General features: G+C 67.2%; 19 protein-coding genes. 8 read left to right on the forward strand and 11 right to left on the reverse strand.

Annotated elements, in window-relative coordinates:
• On the reverse strand, positions 1–1,419 hold the full coding sequence (gene leuC, locus AC1DS0_RS10095) for a 3-isopropylmalate dehydratase large subunit (RefSeq protein WP_476814209.1): 1,419 nt from the start codon (positions 1,417–1,419) through the stop codon (positions 1–3).
• 89 nt (positions 1,420–1,508) lie between these two features.
• Positions 1,509–1,685, reverse strand: a complete 177-nt coding sequence (locus AC1DS0_RS10100; RefSeq protein WP_476814210.1) for a hypothetical protein — start codon at positions 1,683–1,685, stop codon at positions 1,509–1,511.
• A 152-nt stretch (positions 1,686–1,837) separates the two neighbouring features.
• On the opposite strand from AC1DS0_RS10100, the gene AC1DS0_RS10105 reads away from it, so the two are divergent.
• Entirely contained in the window at positions 1,838–2,236 is a 399-nt protein-coding gene (locus AC1DS0_RS10105) for a hypothetical protein (protein ID WP_476814211.1), read from the forward strand.
• 164 nt (positions 2,237–2,400) lie between these two features.
• On the opposite strand, the gene kynA is transcribed toward AC1DS0_RS10105, so the two are convergent.
• Positions 2,401–3,249: a tryptophan 2,3-dioxygenase gene (gene kynA / locus AC1DS0_RS10110; RefSeq protein WP_476814212.1), complete on the reverse strand. Its 849-nt coding sequence runs from the start codon at positions 3,247–3,249 to the stop codon at positions 2,401–2,403.
• 100 nt (positions 3,250–3,349) lie between these two features.
• On the opposite strand from kynA, the gene AC1DS0_RS10115 reads away from it, so the two are divergent.
• Together AC1DS0_RS10115 and AC1DS0_RS10120 are read left to right on the forward strand one after the other, a co-directional pair.
• Positions 3,350–4,561 (forward strand): aminotransferase class V-fold PLP-dependent enzyme, encoded by a 1,212-nt coding sequence (locus AC1DS0_RS10115; protein ID WP_476814213.1) that lies wholly within the window; start codon positions 3,350–3,352, stop codon positions 4,559–4,561.
• A gap of 59 nt (positions 4,562–4,620) precedes the next feature.
• Positions 4,621–5,034 carry a hypothetical protein gene (locus AC1DS0_RS10120; protein WP_476814214.1) on the forward strand — a complete coding sequence of 138 codons (414 nt, stop codon included), beginning with the start codon at positions 4,621–4,623 and terminating at the stop codon, positions 5,032–5,034.
• Positions 5,035–5,051: 17 nt separating this feature from the next.
• Here the strand turns inward: AC1DS0_RS10120 and AC1DS0_RS10125 are convergent, their stop codons facing one another.
• The 4 genes from AC1DS0_RS10125 to rplS all read right to left on the reverse strand — a co-directional run bounded on the left by AC1DS0_RS10125 (position 5,052) and on the right by rplS (position 8,757).
• Positions 5,052–6,092, reverse strand: coding sequence for an HlyD family secretion protein (locus tag AC1DS0_RS10125; protein ID WP_476814215.1), 1,041 nt, complete (start codon positions 6,090–6,092; stop codon positions 5,052–5,054).
• A complete protein-coding gene (locus tag AC1DS0_RS10130) occupies positions 6,089–7,669 on the reverse strand; it encodes an efflux MFS transporter permease (RefSeq protein ID WP_476814216.1) in 1,581 nt (526 codons plus the stop codon). Before AC1DS0_RS10130 ends, AC1DS0_RS10125 begins: the two co-directional genes overlap by 4 nt.
• Positions 7,670–7,728: 59 nt before the next feature.
• Complete coding sequence (locus AC1DS0_RS10135; RefSeq protein ID WP_476814217.1) at positions 7,729–8,187, reverse strand: MarR family winged helix-turn-helix transcriptional regulator; 459 nt, start codon at positions 8,185–8,187, stop codon at positions 7,729–7,731.
• A 177-nt stretch (positions 8,188–8,364) separates the two neighbouring features.
• Entirely contained in the window at positions 8,365–8,757 is a 393-nt protein-coding gene (gene rplS / locus AC1DS0_RS10140; RefSeq protein WP_110487983.1) for a 50S ribosomal protein L19, read from the reverse strand.
• Positions 8,758–8,930: 173 nt separating this feature from the next.
• On the opposite strand from rplS, the gene AC1DS0_RS10145 reads away from it, so the two are divergent.
• Positions 8,931–9,674 (forward strand): sulfite exporter TauE/SafE family protein, encoded by a 744-nt coding sequence (locus AC1DS0_RS10145; protein ID WP_476814218.1) that lies wholly within the window; start codon positions 8,931–8,933, stop codon positions 9,672–9,674.
• A gap of 65 nt (positions 9,675–9,739) precedes the next feature.
• Positions 9,740–10,528, forward strand: coding sequence for an SDR family NAD(P)-dependent oxidoreductase (locus AC1DS0_RS10150; RefSeq protein ID WP_476814219.1), 789 nt, complete (start codon positions 9,740–9,742; stop codon positions 10,526–10,528).
• Here AC1DS0_RS10150 and AC1DS0_RS10155 read toward each other — a convergent pair.
• Positions 10,525–11,388 (reverse strand): NmrA family NAD(P)-binding protein, encoded by an 864-nt coding sequence (locus AC1DS0_RS10155; protein ID WP_476814220.1) that lies wholly within the window; start codon positions 11,386–11,388, stop codon positions 10,525–10,527. The genes AC1DS0_RS10150 and AC1DS0_RS10155 overlap by 4 nt on opposite strands.
• Before the next feature lie 90 nt (positions 11,389–11,478).
• Between AC1DS0_RS10155 and AC1DS0_RS10160 the strand changes: the two genes are divergently transcribed.
• The 3 genes from AC1DS0_RS10160 (at position 11,479) to AC1DS0_RS10170 (ending at position 16,198) form a co-directional block, all read left to right on the forward strand.
• Complete coding sequence (locus AC1DS0_RS10160; RefSeq protein WP_476814221.1) at positions 11,479–11,823, forward strand: winged helix-turn-helix transcriptional regulator; 345 nt, start codon at positions 11,479–11,481, stop codon at positions 11,821–11,823.
• Positions 11,824–12,040: 217 nt separating this feature from the next.
• Positions 12,041–14,119, forward strand: a complete 2,079-nt coding sequence (locus AC1DS0_RS10165) for an elongation factor G (RefSeq protein WP_476814222.1) — start codon at positions 12,041–12,043, stop codon at positions 14,117–14,119.
• 360 nt (positions 14,120–14,479) lie between these two features.
• Positions 14,480–16,198: an AMP-binding protein gene (locus AC1DS0_RS10170; RefSeq protein ID WP_476814223.1), complete on the forward strand. Its 1,719-nt coding sequence runs from the start codon at positions 14,480–14,482 to the stop codon at positions 16,196–16,198.
• Between the two features lie 87 nt (positions 16,199–16,285).
• On the opposite strand, the gene AC1DS0_RS10175 is transcribed toward AC1DS0_RS10170, so the two are convergent.
• From AC1DS0_RS10175 to dapF, 3 genes are all read right to left on the reverse strand, one after another.
• Positions 16,286–16,855 carry a hypothetical protein gene (locus AC1DS0_RS10175; RefSeq protein ID WP_476814224.1) on the reverse strand — a complete coding sequence of 190 codons (570 nt, stop codon included), beginning with the start codon at positions 16,853–16,855 and terminating at the stop codon, positions 16,286–16,288.
• 73 nt (positions 16,856–16,928) lie between these two features.
• Positions 16,929–18,203 (reverse strand): tRNA (N(6)-L-threonylcarbamoyladenosine(37)-C(2))-methylthiotransferase MtaB, encoded by a 1,275-nt coding sequence (gene mtaB, locus AC1DS0_RS10180; RefSeq protein ID WP_476814225.1) that lies wholly within the window; start codon positions 18,201–18,203, stop codon positions 16,929–16,931.
• Positions 18,203–19,087, reverse strand: coding sequence for a diaminopimelate epimerase (gene dapF, locus AC1DS0_RS10185; protein ID WP_476814226.1), 885 nt, complete (start codon positions 19,085–19,087; stop codon positions 18,203–18,205). The genes mtaB and dapF overlap by 1 nt, the downstream gene beginning before the upstream one ends.
• Positions 19,088–19,223 lie beyond the last annotated feature (136 nt).

Here is a 19,223-nt window from a genome sequence, read left to right on the forward strand (position 1 = left end):
TCAGCCCAGCGTCCGCACGTCGACGAAGTGGCCGATCAGGGACGCCGCCGCCGCCATCGCCGGCGAGACCAGGTGAGTGCGGCCCTTGAAGCCCTGACGGCCCTCGAAATTGCGGTTCGAGGTCGAGGCGGCGCGCTGGCCCGGCTTGAGCTGGTCCGGGTTCATGCCGAGGCACATCGAGCAGCCCGGCTCGCGCCATTCGAAACCGGCGGCGAGGAAGATCTTGTCGAGCCCCTCGGCTTCCGCCTGCTGCTTCACCAGGCCGGAGCCCGGCACTATCATGGCATAGTCCAGGCTCTGATGGATCTTCTTGCCCTCGACGATCTTGGCGACGGTGCGCAGGTCCTCGATGCGGCCATTGGTGCAGGAGCCGATCCAGATCACGTCGAGCGGGATTTCGGTCATCTTGGTGCCGGCGGTCAGGCCCATATAGTCGAGCGCCCGCTTCTTCGAAGCGCGCTTGACCTCGTCCTCGATCTGCTCGGGATCGGGCACGGCGCCGGTCACCGAGATCACGTCCTCGGGGCTGGTGCCCCAGGAGACGATCGGCGGCAGGTTGGCGGCATCGAGCCGGACGATGCGGTCGAAATACGCGCCCTCGTCGGTCCGGAGCGTCTCCCAGTAGCGCACGGCCTCGTCCCAGGCGGCGCCCTGCGGCGCCTTCGGGCGGCCCTTGAGATAGGCGTAGGCCTTCTCGTCCGGCGCGACCATGCCGGCGCGGGCGCCGCCCTCGATCGACATGTTGCAGACGGTCATGCGGCCTTCCATGGAGAGGCCGCGAATGGCCTCGCCGGCATACTCGATCACCGAGCCGGTGCCGCCGGCCGTGCCGATCTCGCCGATGATGGCGAGCGTGATGTCCTTGGCGCCGACGCCCGGAGCGGGCTTGCCGTCGACCTGGACCAGCATGTTCTTGGCCTTCTTCTGGATCAGCGTCTGGGTGGCGAGCACATGCTCGACCTCCGAGGTGCCGATGCCATGGGCAAGAGCCCCAAAAGCCCCGTGCGTCGAGGTGTGGCTGTCGCCGCAGACGATGGTCGTGCCGGGCAGGGTGAAGCCCTGCTCGGGGCCGACGATGTGGACGATGCCCTGGCGGATATCGAGCTCGTTGAAGTACTCGACGCCGAACTCTTTCGCGTTCTTGGCCAGCGCCTCGACCTGGATCCGGCTCTCTTCCTCGGCGATGCCCTTGCTGCGGTCGGTCGTCGGGATGTTGTGGTCGACGACGGCGAGCGTCTTGCCGGGGGCATGGACCTTGCGGCCGGTCATGCGCAGGCCCTCGAAGGCCTGCGGGCTGGTCACCTCATGCACGAGATGGCGGTCGATATAGAGCAGGCAGGTGCCGTCGTCCTGGCGATCGACGACATGGTCCTCGAAGATCTTGTCGTAGAGGGTGGTGGGGGCCTTGGTCGCAGTCATGGCTTCATCGCCTTCGGTATGGAAAAGGGTAGCAGCCCAATAGGGCTTTCGCGCATCGCAATGGCCTGTCGCCGGCCGGACGGCCGGTCTCAGGCGCGGCTAAGGCCGGCTGCGAGCGAGGCCGTGAAGCGGCCGAAGAAGCGCCAGGGCAGGCGGGCATGGTCATGCAGCGCGGCAAAGCCCTGGGTGCTCGGAAAACGGCGCAGGTTCAGTGTGCGGCGCATCACGCGCCGGACTTCGCCCCTGTTCTGCCGTTTCACCGTCATGACGTGCTTCTACCAGTTCCAAACTGCACGGGCAACGCGGTGAGACTGTCGCAGCGGCAGCCGCGTAGCGCGTTCAGTGCAGGGCTGTTATCTAGCGGCTCCCGGTGCGCCGCGAAAGAGCAGGCTGCGCCGGCAAACCGAACGGTGATGCGATGGCGCGCTTCTTTCCCTTCATGCTGCTGGCGGTCATCGCCTATGGCGTCACCGTCGCGGCGTTGGGCGTGCCGCTCTCGCGCGAGCTTCTGAATATCGGCCTGCCGTCCGGCTCGGCCTTCGTCCTCACTGTCAGCGAGCTTCTGCTCGCGATCTCGACGGTCGTGCTGTTCTTCGAGATCATGAACGCGACCAGCGCCAAGTCGAGCTCGATCCTCAACCATGGCCTGTCCATGGTGGTGTTCATCGCCTGCGGACTGATCTTCCTGTTCGTACCCGGCTTCGGCACCGGCACCTTCGTGATCATCACGCTGATGGCGCTGGTCGACGTGATCGCGGGCTACTCGATCAGCATCCTGACGGCGCGGCGCGACATGACCTTCGGGAATAACGAATAGCACTCGCCGTCATTCCGGGGCAGGCCGTAGGCCTGAGCCCGGAATCCAGAACCGCAGGTGGCTAAAGGGAAACGGCCGCCATTGCGGTTCTCCTGCCGAAGGCATCGTTTCTGGGTTCCGGGCTCTTCGCTACGCGAAGCCCCGGAATGACTGCGCGGGTAAAGCTACAACTCACTGCGCAGCTGCCAGAGCTCAGGGAAGAACGAGCGCTCCAGCGCGGTCCGCAGGAACTTCACCCCGCTGGAGCCGCCGGTGCCCGGCTTGAAGCCGATGATGCGCTCGACCGTCTTCATGTGGCGGAAGCGCCATTGCTGGAACTGGTCCTCGACATCGACCAGCTCCTCGGCGAACTCGTAGAGATCGAAATAGGTGTGCGTATCGCGATAGATCGCGAGCCAGACAGCCTTCACGCCCTCATTCGCGACATGCGGTTGGCTCCAGTCGCGCTCGATGCACTCGGCCGGGATGGGCAGGCCGCGGCGGGCGAGCAGCCGCAGCGCCTCGTCATACAGGCTCGGCACTTCCAGCAGCGCCTTCAGATGGGCGTGATGCTCGGGGTGATGCTTGTGCATCGCCAGCATGCGAGGATCCTTGGCGCCGAGGCGGAATTCGAAGGCGCGGTACTGATGGGACTGGAAGCCGGAGGACTGGCCGAGCGCGTCGCGGAAAGCGAGGTAATCGGCCGGTGTCATGGTCGAGAGCACGTCCCAGGCGCTGATCAATTGCGCCTGGATGCGCGAGACCCGCGCCAGCGACTTGAAGGCCGGCTGCAATTCGTCGGCCCTGATCGCGGCGATGGCGCCGTCGAGCTCGTGCGCGGCGAGCTTCAGCCAGAGCTCCTGGACCTGGTGGATGGTGATGAACAGGAGCTCGTCGGGCGCATCGCTGAGCGGCTTCTGCGCTGCGAGCAAGAGGTCGAGACCGAGATAGGAGCCGTAATCCATCCGCTCCTTGAAATCGGTCTGCATGCCCGGCTCGATCCGGCTCTGGTGATCGCCCGTCCCGCTGGTCATGATGCCGCCCTCGCTCGCCTCGCGCCTTGACTGGGAAGAGGCACAAGATATTTTAAATTTAAAGTATTTTGCCGGATCGGCAAGGCTGCGGAGCATGATGATGGACCAGATGACGAAGGTTCCCGCAACGCTCGGCCGCCCGCCCTTCGATCTTTCCGCCGAGTTCTCGCGCTTCCGCCAGAACTGGCCGGCCAAGCTGCATTTTGCCGCCCACAGCCATCATTTCTGGCCGGATGCGACCCGCGAGGCACACTTACGCGCCTGGGACGATGCCGCTCGCCTCGTCGATGGCAAGTGGCAGGAGGTGCTCGGCCCGGTCTGGCAGAAGCTCGCGCAAGGCGTTGCCCGGCATCTCAATTTGCCTGGCATCGATGGGCTCGTCCCGGCCAACAACACCCATGAATTCGTCAACCGCTTGCTCTCCTGTCTGCCGCGCGAGCGCAAGCCGCGCATCCTGACCAGCGATGCCGAATTCCATTCCTTCCGGCGCCAGATCGAGCGGCTCGCCGAGGATGCTCTGATCGAGCTCACCGTCGTTCCGGCCGAACCCTTCGCCGGCCTGACCGAGCGGCTGATCGCGGCCTCGCAAACCGGCCCCGGTCCCGACATGGTCTTCGTCAGCCAGGTCCATTTCAATTCCGGCTATGCGCTGACTGATCTGGAAGCGCTGGTCGATGGCGTCAGCGCGCCCGGGCGACTCGTCGTCATCGACGGCTATCACGGTTTCCTGGCCCGCCCGACCGATCTCTCGGGGATCGCAGACAAGGCCTTCTATATCGCCGGCGGCTACAAATACGCGATGTCGGGCGAGGGCGCCTGCTTCATGCACTGCCCGCCGGGTTTCGCCATGCGTCCGCGCGACACCGGCTGGTATGCCTCCTTCGGCGCGCTCTCGGGCGCGCAGGGCGAGATCGGCTATGCTGAGAATGGCTGGCGCTTCATGGGCGCGACCTTCGACCCATCCGGTCTCTACCGCATGGGCGCGATGTTCGACTGGCTCGATGCCAAGGGCCTGGATGCCGCGGCAATCCACGCGCATGCCCATGCCTTGCAGGCGATCTTTGCCGAGGGCTTGGCGCGGCAGCCCTGCGGCGTGCTCGCACTGGAGAACCTGGTCGTACCGCTGGACGAGCCGGCGCGCGGCAATTTCCTGACCTTCCGCCATGCCGACGCGACGCTGTGGCACGAGAAGCTGAAGCAGGCCGGCATCACCGTCGATCTGCGCGGCGACCGCCTGCGCGTCGGCTTCGGGCTCTACCAGACGGAAGGCGACGTGAAGCTGCTGCTGGAGCGGATGCTGACGTTGCGGTAGGCTCCTCCCCCGATCAGCCTGCACCCTGCGCTGATCGATGAAGCGGACGGAGCTGAACCATGAAGACTCTGCCGGCCCTTGTGATCGCAGCCGCTCTTGCCAATCTAGCTCCCGCCTTCGCTCAGGCTCCCAAGCCAGCCACGGCTTCCCCGGCCGTGCAGAAGGAGTTCGGCGACTTCATCGGAAAGTTCCGCGCGGCATTGAAAGCCAATGATGCAGCAGCCGTCGCCGGCATGACGCGGCTGCCCTATATGGCCGACGCCTCCATTGCCGATGCCGCACAATTCCGTGCCAAGGCCTGGCCGCGCGACTTCACTACGAAGAACCGCACCTGCCTGCAGCGCACCAAGCCGGTCTACGACCGCGACGGCGCCAGGAACGAGATCTACGCCACCGCCTGCGGCGGGAGCATCTTCACCTTCACCAAGACGCCGACCGGATTCCTGCTCACCGACGTCGATATCGCCGATTGATCAGGTTATGCGGCGCGTCAGCGCTGGGCGGTATCGACGCTGACCACCACCGACATGCCGGGCGAGAGCCGCTCGGCCAGGCCCTGGCCGGGGTCGATCGCGATGCGCACCGGCACGCGCTGGGCGATCTTGACGAAGTTGCCGGTGGCGTTCTCCGGCCGGATCACGCTGAATTCCGACCCGGCCGCCGGCGAGAAGCGTTCGATCGTGCCAGCCAGCCGGGCATGGCGCAGCGCGTCGACGGTGAAGGAGACCTTCTGGCCGATGCGCATGCCGGAGAGCTGCGTCTCCTTGAAGTTGGCGATCACCCAGACCTGGCTCGGCACCAGCGCCATCAATTGCGTGCCGGCCGAGACATACTGCCCGAGCCGGGCCGAGACTTCGCCGAGGCGCCCGTCCTGCGGCGCGGTGATGCGGGTGTTCTGCAGGTCGATCTCGGCGAGATGGACAGCCGCCTCGGCGCCCTGCACCGCGGCTTCCAGCGAAGCCTTGTTGACGATGGCGCTCTGCACGTCCTGACGGGAGACGTCGACCGCGGCGTGGCTCGCCGTCAGGGCGGCTTTAGCCTGGTCGAATGCTTGCTGGCTCTGATCGGTGTTGGTCTGGCTGACGATGCCGCGCTCGCGCAACGGCTCGATGCGGCCCCAATTTGCTTCCGCCGTGCGTAGCGCTGCCTCGGCGCTGGCGACATTGGCTTCGCTGGCGCGCTGGCGTGCCTCGGCGGCGTGGCGGGCCTGCTCGGAATTGGCGAGCGCGGCATGCTGCGCGGCGAGGCTGGCGCGGGCCTGATCGAGCCGTTGCTGGAAGATGCGCTCGTCGATGCGGACGAGGAGCTGGCCTTGCTTCACCGCCGCGAAATCCTGGACTGCCACCTCCGCGACATAGCCGGCGAGCTGTGGCGAGATCACCGTGACCTGGCCACGCACATAGGCGTTCTCGGTGGTCTCGATCGCGCTGGCGAAGGGCGGCAACCGCCATGCGTAGAGGATGACGCCGATGCCAGCGAGGCCGACGGCGAGCGCGACATAGGTTGAGAGCGAGCGGACGATGCGGGTCATGGCTGGGGCACGGGGGCAGGGGTGGCGGCGGGAGCGGCGAAGCGTTCCCGCAGGCGTAAGGCAGTGAGATGGGTGAGGAGGCCGATCAGCGCGCTGCCGGCGATCAGGGCGATCAGCAGGAAGGCGTCGTTATAGGCGAGCACGGTCGCTTCCCGGGTCGCCTGCTGGGCGAGCAGGGTGACGCCTTCGGCCCGCGTCAGCCCGAGATCGGTCAGGACATGGCCATAAGCGCCGCCGAGCTGTTGGACACGCTCGGCGACGAGCGGATTCGCCAGCGAGAAATGCTCGGCGAGCTGGCTGTAGTGGAAGCTGGTCCTGAGCGTGATGAAGCTGCCGAACAGCGCCGAGCCGAGCAGCCCGCCAATGCTCTGGGTGAACAGGAAGATCACGAAGAAGCTGAGGATGTAGACCGGTCCCCGCGCCAGCGCCGGGGCGAGACCCTGTCCCATCGCCGCCGGCAGGAAGAGGGCGGAGCCATAGGCCACCAGTGCCTGGCTGAGATGGATGTCGTCCGGCCGGGTCAGGTTGGTGGCGCTGCTGTCGAGGATCGCGCCGGCCATGATGCAGACCAGCGCCGCCGCGTAGAAGGCATTCTCCCGGCCGGGCCGCAGCAGCGTCGCGCAGGTGAAGCCGCCTGCCAGGATTGCCGCCAGGATCACGCCATAGAGCGGCAGGGTCTGCTCGTTCTGGAAGCCCAGCACCTGGAAGAAATTGGAGGCGCCGACCGTCTGCTCGGCCAGCACGACGCGAAAGAGCAGCAGCACGGTGGCGTAATGCAGCGTCGCCGGGCTGGTCAGCCAGCGTATGTCGATGAGTGGGCTCTGGCGGTGCAATTCGATGACCGCCGCCAGCGTCAGGCAGAGGATCGCGCCGGCGAAGAGCCAGCCGAGCCAGGGCGCCTCCAGCCACCAGTAGATCCGCCCGAGCGAAAGCGCGACGGCGATGGCGCCGAAGCCGAGCGCGATCAGGAGATAGCTCACGCCGTCGAGCGGGCCGATTACCTTGACCCGCGGCGGCGTCACAAGCGGCAGGGCGTAGACCAGGCCGAAGGCGACCAGCGCCAGCCCCATCTCGAATAGGGTCAGGCCATGGAAGCCGCCGATCTCGAGCAGGCTCGGCGAGATCAGCCGCGTGACGGGGATGCCGAGCGTGGTGTTGGTCAGCGCCAGCGACAGGCCGACTGTCAGCTTCTGGCGCGGCTGCAGCGGCTCGATCATGTAGAGGAAGGCGAGCGAGGACATCGGCGCGGCGGCGATGCCGCTCATGAAGCGCACGACCAGCGCCGATTGCAAATCGTGCACGAAGAAATTCAGCAGGGCGGCGATGACGAAGCCGGCGATGCTGATCTCGGCGAAGTTGCGCAGGCCGTATTGCATCCTGATCTTGATCAGGGCGATCGAGAGCGAGACGTTCGGCGCCATATAGGCGGCGATCAGCCAGTTGGTCTCGGCGACGGTGGCGCCGAGCTCGCCCTGGATCTGGTAGACATTGGTCGTGACGAGATTGGCGCCGACCTGCTGCGTCATCGCCAGCATCGTCGCAGCCAGCATGTAGGCGAGCGCCCGCGCCCGGCTCATGCTCGCCGCCGCGGCTGGCGGCGGTGATGCAGTTTGCGGAGCGGGAGAGGAGGGCGCGTTCATCCAGCCGCCCCGCGATTCGCGACGATGTTCCGCGACATTCGGGAGAGGACACGCAGGGCGATTTCCAGCTCCTCTTTGTCTATCCCGTCCAGGACATCGGCGCGCAAATCGGTCAGGAAGGCAAGGATATCCTCGGCCTGCGCGCGCGCAGCCTCGGTCAGGAAGACCCGCCGGGCGCGCCGGTCGCCATCGACGGCGCGGCGCTCGATCATGCCGGTGCGTTCGAGCCCGTCGAGCAGGCGCACCAATGTCGGCTGCTCGATGTCGAGCAGTCCGGCGAGATCGGACTGGATCGGCCCATCGGCCTTGGCAAGCTGCATCAGGAGACGGGCCCGCGACAGCGTCAGCCCCATGTCGCGGGCGCGCTCGTCGACCAGCGCCCTGAGCTTGCGGTTGGCCGAAGCCAGTTCGGCGGTGAAGGTGGCCTGAAGCTCCGGAGAGTTCATAGCGTCCATATGAATAGCTTGCTAATGATATGCTGACATAGCAATGTGCATGACGCATTGCAAATTCCGATTCGTGCCTTCGATATGCGTTCTGGGAATGAATTGTGCGGCAGCTTGCGTAGGCGCAGGCAACAAAAAACGCGGCCCGAAGGCCGCGTTCCTGAAACCTCAAAAAGGAAGAGCGGCTTACTTGCCCTTGCTCTCGCCCTTGGCCGGCTTGGCATCGACGCGCTCGGCGATACGGGCCGACTTGCCGCGGCGATCGCGCAGGTAATACAGCTTGGCGCGGCGAACCTTGCCCTTGCGGACGACCTTGATCGAGTCGAGGTTCGGCGAATACAGCGGGAAGACGCGCTCGACGCCCTCGCCATAGGAAATCTTGCGGACGGTGAAGCTCTGGTTCAGCCCGCCGCCATTGCGGGCGATGCAGACGCCTTCATAGGCCTGGACGCGGCTGCGCTCGCCTTCCTTGACCTTGACGTTGACCTGCACGGTGTCGCCGGGCTGGAAATGCGGGATTTCCTTGCCGTCGGCGAGCTTGGCGATCTGCTCCTGGTCGATCTGCTCGATGATGTTCATGGTTCTCTCCATGGCCGTGTTCGCGCGGATGCGCGGGCTTTCGGCTCGCTGTTTTAAGTTGAGGGCGTGGCCATACAGCAGGGCGGCGGCTTTGTCGAGACGCTGCGACGGTCGCACCGGGCCAGTTCCCGCTCATCTTGCGCAATGTCGCCGGCAAGGCCACGAGATTCAGCATGCCGGCCGAGATTCTGTCCTATGCCTCGCTGTTCACCCTGGCGGTCGGATTGATCGCCGGCACCGTCGGCGGCGTGGTCGGGACCGGTTCCTCGATCATGCTGCTGCCGGTGCTGGTCTGGTCGTTTGGGCCGAAGCAGGCGGTGCCGATCATGGCGGTGGCCGCGGTGATGGCGAATCTGGCGCGGCTTGCGGCCTGGTGGCGCGAGGTCGATTGGCGCGCCTTCCTCGCCTATGCATTGCCCGGCATCCCGGCGGCGATGCTCGGCGCACGCACGCTGCTGCAATTGCCGGCGGCCGCGATCGATATCGGCCTCGGCCTGTTCTTCCTGCTGATGGTTCCCGGGCGGCATTGGCTCGCGGCGCGCCAGATCAGGCTCGGCCTCTGGCAGCTCGCTTTGGCCGGGGCGGCGATAGGCTTCCTGACAGGCCTCGTGCTCTCGACCGGGCCGCTCAGCGTTCCCGCCTTCGCAGCTTATGGCCTGAGCAAGGGCGCGCTGCTCTCGACGGAGGCCGCCACCTCGCTCTTCATCTATCTGACCAAGGTCGGGACCTTCCGCAGCTTCGGCGCGATGCCGCTTGCGATCTTCGCCAAGGGCGTCATCGTCGGCTCCTCGCTGATGCTCGGCGCCTTCATCGGCAAGGCGCTGGTCCGGCGCATGGACGAGCGCAGCTTCCAGCTCCTGCTCGACGGGATGCTGCTGCTCTCCGGCCTGTTCCTGCTGCTGGCGGCGTTTCGCTGAACGCTTCCGGCGGGGCGCGCCGGGCTGTATGCAGGATACCAGCATTGAGATTGCGGAGCAGCATCATGTCCGAGAGTTCGATCAAGACCGCCCTCGTCACCGGGGCCGCGCGCGGGATCGGGCTCGCAACGGCCAAGCGCTTCCTCGCCGACAATTGGCGCGTCGCTCTCCTCGATATCGACGAGCCGGAACTCGCCAAGGCGATGGCCGAGCTCGATGCGCCGACGGCGACGATGTCGATCGGCTGCGATGTTTCTGTGCCAGGGCAGGTCGCGGAGGCTGTCGATGCGGTGGTCGAACGCTTCGGCCGGCTCGATGCCCTCGTCAACAATGCCGGCACCGCCGTGTTCAAGCCGCTGCTCGAGACGACCTATGCCGAGTGGCAGCGTGTCCTCGCCGTCAATCTCGATGGCCCCTTCCTGACGACGCAGGCGGCCGCACCGGTGATGGCGGACAATGGCGGCGGCGCCATCGTCAACATCACCTCGATCTCGGGTTTGCGCGCCTCGACGCTGCGCGTCGCCTACGGAACCAGCAAGGCAGCTCTCGCCCATCTCACCAAGCAGCAGGCGGCCGAGCTCGCCGGCCTCGGCATTCGCGTCAACGCCGTCGCACCTGGCCCGGTCGAGACGGCGATGGCCAAGGCTGTGCATTCGCCAGAGATCCGCGCCGACTATCACGACGCCATCCCGCTCGCCCGCTATGGCGCGGAAGAAGAGCTCGCCGAGGCGATCTTTTTCCTGTGCAGCGACAAAGCGAGCTACATCACCGGCCAGGTGCTGGCCGTCGATGGCGGCTTCGACGCGGTCGGCATCGGCCTGCCGACGCTGCGTGGTCAGCGGCGCAATCGCTAGCCCAGCAGCCCGGCCAGCGCCTGCTTCAGCGTGACGTCGCCGCGGCGCGTCTCGCCGATGTCCTCGAAGGCGGCGCGGCCGGCGTTCATCGCGTCGTAGAGGCCCGCCAGCTCGCGCGCATGGCTCGCGCTCAGCCCGGCGGCGACGAGCCCGGGTTCCCACTCCTCGCGCGGCGTCGGGACCGCCATGACCGGCTTGCCGAGCAGTTCGCCAAGCGCTCGCGCAGCGTCCTCCGGCGAATACTCAGCCGGGCCCTTCAGGTTGACGATGCGCTCGCCGGCATGCGGGCGGGCAAGCTCGACGGCTGCCTGCCGGCCGACATCGATCGCGGAGACCGTCTCGCCGGCAGAGTCGAGCGGCTGGCGCATGCTCGGCAGGATGCCGTGCTCGGCCGCGACACCAAGGACGCTGCCCCAGTTCTCCATGAACTCGGTCGCGCGGATGAAGGTCAGCGACGGCGCTGAGCCGCGCAGGGCCTGCTCGAAATCGTGCAGCGCCCTGACGATGCCGGTGCCTTCCGTGCGGTGCGCCCCGCTCGACGACAATGCTACTACATGCGGCACCCCGGAGCGGCGGATCGCCTCGGCGATCGCGGCACCGTTCCTTGCTGCCGCAGCGAAAACGTCCTCGGCGGCGTGTGGCACCGGGTTGAGGACATAAGCCGCCTCAGTGCCGGCAAAGGCGGCCGCCAGCGCCTCGACATCGTCGAGATCGGCCTTGGCCAGAACGGCCCCTTTGTCGGCCAGCGCGGTGGCGCGGCTCGGCTCGCGGACGATCGCCCTGACCGTCTGCCCTGCTGCAAGGGCAGCCGCCAAAGCCGCGCCGCCCGTCTGTCCCGTCGCTCCCAGGATCGCAAGCATCGTGTCCTCCATCGGTTGATGGAGACGAGGTAACAGGGCAGTATCGAAGGCGTAAGTACGCACAATTTTTATACTAGATTGGAGCGGCCGATGCGCCCCTCGCTCAAGGACATCCCCTATGTCTGGTGCCCGGTGGAGGCGACGATCGACCTGATCGGCGGCAAGTGGAAGGCGCTGATCCTGTTCCAGCTGACGCGGGGACCACGCCGCTTCAACGCGCTGCGCCGGCTGCTGCCGCATGTGACTCAGCGCATGATGACCTTGCAGCTGCGGGCGCTGGAGGAGGACGGCATCATCTCGCGCAGCGTGCAGGAGACGGTACCGCCCAAGGTCGAATATGCGCTGACCGCCCAGGGCTGGGCGCTGGCGCCGATCTTCGAGGCGATGACGCTGTGGGGGCAGGCGCATGGCGCGCGCCGCTCGGAGCCGGCCTGAGCCAGCGGCAACATTCCGCTTGCGCCGCCCCCGGAACGGCGCGAACCTGCCCTCCGACATCCCTCTTCGACGGCCGCCCGACCCTGTCGGGCCTGTGCGACCGCCGCCTTTCCGGCGTGGGCGCTCCATTCCCGTTCCCGCCGGTCAACCGCCGCCCCGGACGAGAAGCCTTCAAGGCGCCATCGTCCGTGCGTGGCCCGAACCGAAGGAGGACGACATGGCTGCGACCGCCAGCACTGGAGGAAACCCGTCCGGCGTCAGAGGCAGGGGGCCGCGATGCATCGCGATCGTCGGTCCCTTCCAGAGCGGCAAGACCAGCCTGTTCGAGAGCATACTGGAGCGTTGCGGAGCCGTTTCGCGCGCCGGCTCGGTCAAGACCAGGAACAGCGTCGGCGATGCCTCACCCGAGGCACGCTCTCACCAGATGAGCACCGAGCCCAATGTCGCCAGCGTCGACTTCATGGGCGAGCGCTACACCTTCATCGATTGCCCCGGCTCCGTCGAATTCCTCCAGGAGATGCGCCACGTCCTGCCGGCGGTCGACGCTGCAGTGGTCGTCTGCGAGGCCGATGATCGCAAGGCGCCGGCGCTGGAGCTTGTGCTGCGCGAGCTCGAAGAGGCCGACATTCCGCGCTTCCTCTTTCTCAACAAGATCGATTCCGCCTCCCGGCGCGTGCGCGAGACGCTCGGATTGCTGCAGCGCGCCTCGCGCACGCCTCTGCTGCTGCGGCAGATCCCGATCTGGCAGGGCGGCATCGCCGTGGGCTTCATCGATCTCGCGCTGGAGCGGGCCTTCATCTATCGCGAGCACGCGCCGAGCGAGGTCGTTCCGCTGGCGCCTGAAGAGATCGAGCGCGAGCGCGACGCCCGCTTCTCGATGCTGGAGAAGCTCGCCGACTATGACGACGAGTTGATGGAAGGCCTGCTCGGCGACATCGAGCCGCCGCGCGACCTTATCTTCGACGACCTCGCCCGCGAGCTCAAGCAGCGCCATGTCGTGCCGGTGCTGATCGGCGCGGCCGAGCGCGGCAACGGTGTCACCCGCCTGCTCAAGGCGCTGAGGCACGAGGCGCCGTCCCTGGAGGTGACGCGCGGCCGCACCGGGGTGGTCGACAGTGGCGCGCCGCTCGCGCTGGTCATGAAGACCTGGCAGTCCGGCCAGGGCGGCAAGCTTTCGCTGGCGCGCGTGCTGCGCGGCCGGATGGCCGAAGGCGACGTGATCACCTCGTCCGGTGGCGTCGAGGCCCGCATCGCCAGCGTGCTCGAACTCAAGGGCACCGAGCAGCAGCGCCGCCCGGCGGCGGAGGAGGGCGAGACCGTCGCCTTCGCGCGGCTGGAAGGCGTGCGCACCGGCGATGCGGTCGCGGTCGGCAAGGTCCGGCCCGATGTCGTCAGCGCCGTCGCGCCGCCCGAGCCGGTCCATGCGCTCTCGGTTGGCGTCAAGGATCGCAAGGACGATGTCAGGCTCACCACCGGCCTCGCCAAGCTGATCGAGGAGGATCCGGCGCTCGCCCTCGAGCATCGTCCGGAGTTCGGTGAGATGCGTCTCTCCGGCCAGGGCGAAATGCACCTGCGCGTCGCGCTTGAACGGCTCGCCGGGCGTTATGGTGTCAATGTCGACAGCGGCGCGACGCAGATCGGCTATCGCGAGACCATGCGCGGCAAGGCGAGCGCCCGCGGCCGGCATCGCAAGCAGAGCGGCGGCCATGGTCAGTTCGGCGATGTCGTGCTGGAGATCGCGCCGCTGCCGCGTGGCGAGGGCATCCGCTTCGTCGACCGGATCACCGGCGGCGTCGTGCCGAAGCAGTACATCTCCTCGGTTGAGGCCGGCATGCGCGATTACTGCCAGCGCGGCCCGCTCGGCTTCCCGCTGGTCGATATCGAGGTGACGCTGACCGACGGCTCCTACCACACGGTCGATTCCTCCGACATGGCCTTCCGCCAGGCGGCCCGGCTCGCGATGACAGAAGCCTGCCCGCAGGCCAGGCCCGTGCTGCTCGAGCCGATCCTGGCGGTCGAGATCGTGATCCCTTCGGACGCGATGTCGCGGGCCTCGGCGATCGTCTCGGCCAGGCGCGGCCAGATCCTCGGCTATGATGCGCGGCCCGGCTGGCGCGGCTGGGACCAGATCAACGCGCTGATGCCGGAGGCGGAGATGGCAGGGCTGATCGTCGAATTGCGCTCGGCGACGGCTGGCGTCGGTTCCTTCAGCGCCCGCTTCGACCATCTCGCCGAGCTCGCCGGCAAGTCGGCCGACGCGGTGGTCGCGGCGCAGGCGATGGCTCAGGCGCGCTAAAGCCCTTTTCCAGCCAGCCAGCGCCGCAAGTTGGTTGGAGTAGAAGAATATAGACTAAAGTCTACGAACTAAAAGATGAGGGCGATTCCCCCGGCCAGGCCATTCCAGCCTGACCGGGCTCTGCCCCGGCCTCGCGGTGGCGCCTGGCTTGCTGGCTCGTCGAGCGCTGCATTCACCCTGTTGCAGTAAGAAGGTTTATATGTAAACTTTCTAGCGGCGGGTGCTTGCGCCCGCCGCTAGGCTTGCGCAGTGTAGCGCAGGACAATCAGAAGGTGCGGATCGTGGCCGGCGGGCAGCCGGGCGTCCGCCACGCGGCATCCAGGCCCGGCAACAGGGCGGACCGCAAAGGGGAGGATGGGGATGACGGTTCTTTCCGCGGCTCAGGCGACATCGGATGCGCGCCCCTGGCTGGCGCATTATCCGCCGGCCGTGCCGCCGGTGATCGACGAAGCCGGTGTCGGCACGCTTGCCGACCTGATCCGCAATGCCTGCGAGACCTATGCCGATCGCGAGGCCTTCGAGAGCTTCGGCAAGTCGATCACCTTCGCCGAGGTCGGGCGCGCCGCGCGCGCCTTCGCCGCCTGGCTGCAGGCGCAGGGCTTCAAGAAGGGCGACCGCATCGCGCTGATGATGCCGAACATCCTCGCCTATCCGGCGACGATCTTCGGCGCGCTGATCGGCGGCTTCACCGTCGTCAACGTCAACCCGCTCTACACCGCCCGCGAGCTGGCGCATCAGGTCAACGACGCCGAAGCGCGCGCGCTGGTGGTGATCGAGAACTTCGCCCATGTCGTCGAGGAGGCGCGGCCCAACCTCAAGCTCGACGCGGTCCTCATCGCCACCGCCGGCGACCTGATGGGGTTCAAGGGGACGATCGTCAATTTCGTCGCCCGCAAGATCAAGAAGGTGGTCAAGCCCTACAACCTGCCGGGCGCGGTGCCACTCAAGACCATCTTCGCCCAGCCGGGGACGATGAGCCCGGTCACGGTCTCGCCCGGGGACGTCGCCTTTCTGCAGTATACCGGCGGCACGACCGGCGTCTCCAAGGGCGCGACGCTGACGCACCACAACGTCGCCTCCAATGTCGCGCAATGTGCGCTCTGGCTCGGCTGGCAGCTCGAGGCGCCGCATGGCCGCAGCGACTATCAGCACGTCATGGTCACGGCACTGCCGCTCTACCACATCTTCGCCCTAACCTGCTGCTGCATGTTCATGCTGCGCATCGGCGCCAAGGGGCTGCTGATCGCCAATCCGCGCGACATCGCTGGCTTCATCAAGATTCTGAAGGCGAGCCGGTTCACACTCTTCTCCGGCGTCAACACGCTCTACAACGCGCTCGCCAGCCATCCCGAGATCAAGGACGTGAACTTCTCGGAGCTCAGCTTCGCCATCGCCGGCGGCATGGCGACCCAGGCCGCCGTCGCCAAGCGCTGGAAGGAGGTCACTGGCCGGCCGATCATCGAGGGCTACGGCCTGTCGGAGACCTCGCCCGTCGCCTCGGTCAACCGCACCGACATCACCGAGTTCACCGGCACGATCGGCTACCCGCTGCCCTCGACCGACTTCGCCATCCGCGACGCCGAGGGCAACGACGTGCCTGCCGGAGAAGCCGGCGAGATCTGCATCCGCGGGCCGCAGGTGATGGCCGGCTACTGGAACCGGCCGGACGAGACCGCCAAGGTGATGACGGCGGACGGCTATTTCCGCTCCGGCGACGTCGGCGTCTTCCTGCCGGACGGGCAGATCAGGGTCGTCGACCGGATGAAGGACATGGTCCTGGTCTCCGGCTTCAACGTCTACCCGAACGAGGTCGAGGACGTGCTCGCCAAGCATCCCGGCGTGCTCGAATCGGCCGTCATCGGTCTGCCGGACGAGCATTCCGGCGAGGCGGTGACCGCCTTCGTGGTCAAGCGCGATGCGGCCGTCACCGCCGAGGAGCTGCGTGCCTTCTGCAAGGAGAACCTGACCGGCTACAAGGTCCCCAAGCAGATCATCTTCCGCGAGGCGCTGCCGAAGACCAATGTCGGAAAAGTACTGCGCCGGGCGTTGCGCGAGGAGATCGCCGCGCAGAAGGGCTGAGTGGTTTCGGTTTCGCAGCTCTCATCCTGAGGAGGTCGCGTAAGCGGCCGTCTCGAAGGATGAGGACTTCGGGAGGCCGAAAGGCTCCTATTCCGGCGCGTGGATCGTCGCGCGCAGCGCCTGGAACTGCGGCAGGGCCGCGGCGAGGCTAGCCGGGTCGGTGGCGCAGATCAGTGCGGTGCGGCCCTTGGCCGTCTCCAGGGTCGAGGTGAACATGCGGACATTCTGCGCATTCGGCCCGGCCTTGGGTGTCACGATCAGTTCGACGCCGGTGAAGCCCTGGTGCTCGAACAGCTTGAGGTCGGACACGGTGCCGATCGTCTCGAACATCTCGCGATAGAGCTGCTGCCACTCCGGCCTGGTCATCTGCTCGTTGATGATGTCGCGCGTCAGCTTGGCGTTCTGCGCCGCGGGCTTGAAGCCGAGCGTGCAGAGCTGGCCGGTGCTGTTCACCGCCTTGGGCGTGCCGGTCTTCGAGCTGATGTCGATCGTTACGTCGAACTGCGGATGCGGCCGGCCGGCCTCGGCCTTGAAGCCGGCCGGCGGCGAAACCGAGAGACCGCTCACGGAATCGCCATAGGACTGCGCAGCGGCGCTGCCGGCGAACAGGAGGGCGGCGAGGGCGGCCGACAGGCGAAGCGATCTGGTCATGGTCACGGGCTAGTTCCCGATTGCGACGGCAGCGAGACGGATGAAGCGCTGCCGGCTATGGCCGGGGAGGGGGCCCCGGTCAAGCAGCGAGCAATGATTTGCCGCTCCGGGCATGGCTGGTCACCGCCAGGATCTGACCGGGCGCGACGCTGTGGCCGAAGCGCACCAGCGTGAAATCCTCGGCTCGGCCGGTATCGCCGCGCTCGGTCAGGACCGAGAGCGGCTGGCCAACGCGGGCGGAAAGATGCCGCCCATGGGCAGCCTCCGCGGCCTCCCGCAGGCGGGCCGCGCGCTCCTTGATCTCGCCGCTGGCGACCTGCGGCATGCGCGCCGCCGGCGTGCCGGGCCGGGCCGAGAACGGGAAGCCGTGGACATAGGATAGGCCACACTCTTCGATCAGCGCGAGCGTGCGCGAGAACATCGCCGCGTCTTCGGTCGGGAAGCCCGCGATCAGATCGGCGCCGAAGACGATGTCGGGGCGCAGGGCGCGCAACTCCTTGCAGAAGCTGATCGCCTCGGTGCGGCTGTGGCGGCGCTTCATCCGCTTCAGCACGAGGTCGTCGCCCGATTGCAGCGACAGGTGCAGATGCGGCATCAACCGCGGCTCGTCGGCAATAAGATCGCGCAGCTCGTCGTCGACCTCGACAGCGTCGAGCGAGGACAGGCGCAGACGCTTCAGCTCGGGCAGCGCTGCGAGGATCGCGCCGACGAGAGCGCCGAGCGTCGGTCCGTCCGGCCGCTCCCGGCCATAGCTCGTGAGATCGACGCCGGTCAGCACGATCTCGCTCGCGCCCTCCGCGACGAGGCGGCGCGCCTGTAAGACGACCTCGGCGACGTCAGCCGAGCGGGCATTGCCGCGCCCGAGCGGGATGACGCAGAAGGTGCAGCGATGGTCGCAGCCGTTCTGCACCTGCAGAAAGCCGCGCGTATGCTGGCCGAGCGCCTGCGTGCGCTGCGGAGAGGCGTCGCGCGCCTGCATGATGTCGCCGACCACGATCTTGCTCGTCACATCTGCCGGTGGGCCGGCCCGCAGGCTGTTCGAGCTCGCGAGTGCCCGCCAGCTTGCCGCGTCGAGCTTCTCGGCATTCCCCAGCACCCGCGCCACCTCCGGCATGGCGGCGAAGCGCGCGGGCTCGATCTGCGCGGCGCAGCCGGTGACTACGATCGGGCGCTCCGGCTTCTCGCGGGCGAGCCGGCGGATCGCCTGGCCAGCCTGACGCACGGCTTCCGCGGTCACCGCGCAACTGTTGATTACTGCTACGTCAGAGAGACCGGCGGCGCGTGCCTGCCGCTCGACCGTCTCGCTCTCGACGAGGTTCAGCCGGCAGCCGAAGGTGACGAGCTCGACGCCCATCACGCGACGGCGGCGAAGAGCCCGGGCTCCAGCACGCCGTCCCAGTCGAGCGCGGCCGGGCCGGTCATCAGCACATGGCCGTCGCTCTCGCGCCATTCGATGACGAGGTCGCCGCCGGGCAGGCTGACGGTCGCCTTGCGCTCGGAGAGCTCGCGGCGCACGGCCGCGACCAGCGCCGCGCAGGCGCCCGAGCCGCAGGCCCGGGTGATGCCGGCGCCGCGCTCCCAGACCCGCAGCACGATATGGTCCGGCGCCTTGACGGCGGCGAGGCCGATATTGGCGCGATCCGGGAAGATCGGGTGGTTCTCCAGCAGCGGGCCGATCTGCTCGAGATTGAAGCGATAGGGATCGTCGACGAAGAACACCGCGTGCGGGTTGCCCATGCTGACGCCGCAGGGCGTGTGCAGGATCGGATCGTCGATCGGCCCGATCTGCAGTTCGAAACGGCTGGTGTCCTCGAAGGGCTCGGCCAGCGGGATCTCGTCCCAGGCCAGGCGCGGCGCCCCCATGTCGACGGTGAAGACGGCCTCCGACAGACGCGCCACCGGCAGCAGCCCGGCCTTGGTCTGCAGCAGGAGCCCGTCGCGGCCGGCCTGGCCTATCTGAGGGTCGGCGGTCATCGCCCAGGCGACGCAGCGCGTGCCGTTGCCACAGGCGCCGGCCTCGGAGCCGTCGGTGTTGTAGATGCGGACATAGGCGTCGATTCCCGCCGCCTTGGCGTCGTGCAGGACCATCAACTGGTCGAAGCGGGTGCTCTCCTGGCTCGCGATGGCGCGAGCCTCGGTCTCGGAAACGATATGCTTCGTTCCGCGCAGATCGAGTACGGTGATCTCGTTGCCGAGCCCGTTCATCTTGAGGAACCGGCGATTGGCGAGGGCGTTCATATCGTCACAAGTCCATGATGCTGGCGGTATATGAGCGCGATGCCGAAAAAATGCCACCCTTCGCGATCTTTCTGCCGTAACGGGATCATCGTAGTTTGCGGCGCGGCGCGAATCGGTCGTGTCAGCTCGGGATATT

The organism is Allobosea sp. P4_H5 (assembly GCF_056400825.1).

What these genes read in the sequence shown, in the direction of transcription:
- leuC (WP_476814209.1), bottom strand. Translation starts at nt 1,419, where the DNA reads ATGACTGCGACCAAGGCCCCCACCACCCTCTACGACAAGATCTTCGAG.
- AC1DS0_RS10100 (WP_476814210.1), bottom strand. Translation starts at nt 1,685, where the DNA reads ATGACGGTGAAACGGCAGAACAGGGGCGAAGTCCGGCGCGTGATGCGC.
- AC1DS0_RS10105 (WP_476814211.1), top strand. Translation starts at nt 1,838, where the DNA reads ATGGCGCGCTTCTTTCCCTTCATGCTGCTGGCGGTCATCGCCTATGGC.
- kynA (WP_476814212.1), bottom strand. Translation starts at nt 3,249, where the DNA reads ATGACCAGCGGGACGGGCGATCACCAGAGCCGGATCGAGCCGGGCATG.
- AC1DS0_RS10115 (WP_476814213.1), top strand. Translation starts at nt 3,350, where the DNA reads ATGGACCAGATGACGAAGGTTCCCGCAACGCTCGGCCGCCCGCCCTTC.
- AC1DS0_RS10120 (WP_476814214.1), top strand. Translation starts at nt 4,621, where the DNA reads ATGAAGACTCTGCCGGCCCTTGTGATCGCAGCCGCTCTTGCCAATCTA.
- AC1DS0_RS10125 (WP_476814215.1), bottom strand. Translation starts at nt 6,092, where the DNA reads ATGACCCGCATCGTCCGCTCGCTCTCAACCTATGTCGCGCTCGCCGTC.
- AC1DS0_RS10130 (WP_476814216.1), bottom strand. Translation starts at nt 7,669, where the DNA reads ATGAGCCGGGCGCGGGCGCTCGCCTACATGCTGGCTGCGACGATGCTG.
- AC1DS0_RS10135 (WP_476814217.1), bottom strand. Translation starts at nt 8,187, where the DNA reads ATGGACGCTATGAACTCTCCGGAGCTTCAGGCCACCTTCACCGCCGAA.
- rplS (WP_110487983.1), bottom strand. Translation starts at nt 8,757, where the DNA reads ATGAACATCATCGAGCAGATCGACCAGGAGCAGATCGCCAAGCTCGCC.
- AC1DS0_RS10145 (WP_476814218.1), top strand. Translation starts at nt 8,931, where the DNA reads ATGCCGGCCGAGATTCTGTCCTATGCCTCGCTGTTCACCCTGGCGGTC.
- AC1DS0_RS10150 (WP_476814219.1), top strand. Translation starts at nt 9,740, where the DNA reads ATGTCCGAGAGTTCGATCAAGACCGCCCTCGTCACCGGGGCCGCGCGC.
- AC1DS0_RS10155 (WP_476814220.1), bottom strand. Translation starts at nt 11,388, where the DNA reads ATGCTTGCGATCCTGGGAGCGACGGGACAGACGGGCGGCGCGGCTTTG.
- AC1DS0_RS10160 (WP_476814221.1), top strand. Translation starts at nt 11,479, where the DNA reads ATGCGCCCCTCGCTCAAGGACATCCCCTATGTCTGGTGCCCGGTGGAG.
- AC1DS0_RS10165 (WP_476814222.1), top strand. Translation starts at nt 12,041, where the DNA reads ATGGCTGCGACCGCCAGCACTGGAGGAAACCCGTCCGGCGTCAGAGGC.
- AC1DS0_RS10170 (WP_476814223.1), top strand. Translation starts at nt 14,480, where the DNA reads ATGACGGTTCTTTCCGCGGCTCAGGCGACATCGGATGCGCGCCCCTGG.
- mtaB (WP_476814225.1), bottom strand. Translation starts at nt 18,203, where the DNA reads ATGGGCGTCGAGCTCGTCACCTTCGGCTGCCGGCTGAACCTCGTCGAG.
- dapF (WP_476814226.1), bottom strand. Translation starts at nt 19,087, where the DNA reads ATGAACGCCCTCGCCAATCGCCGGTTCCTCAAGATGAACGGGCTCGGC.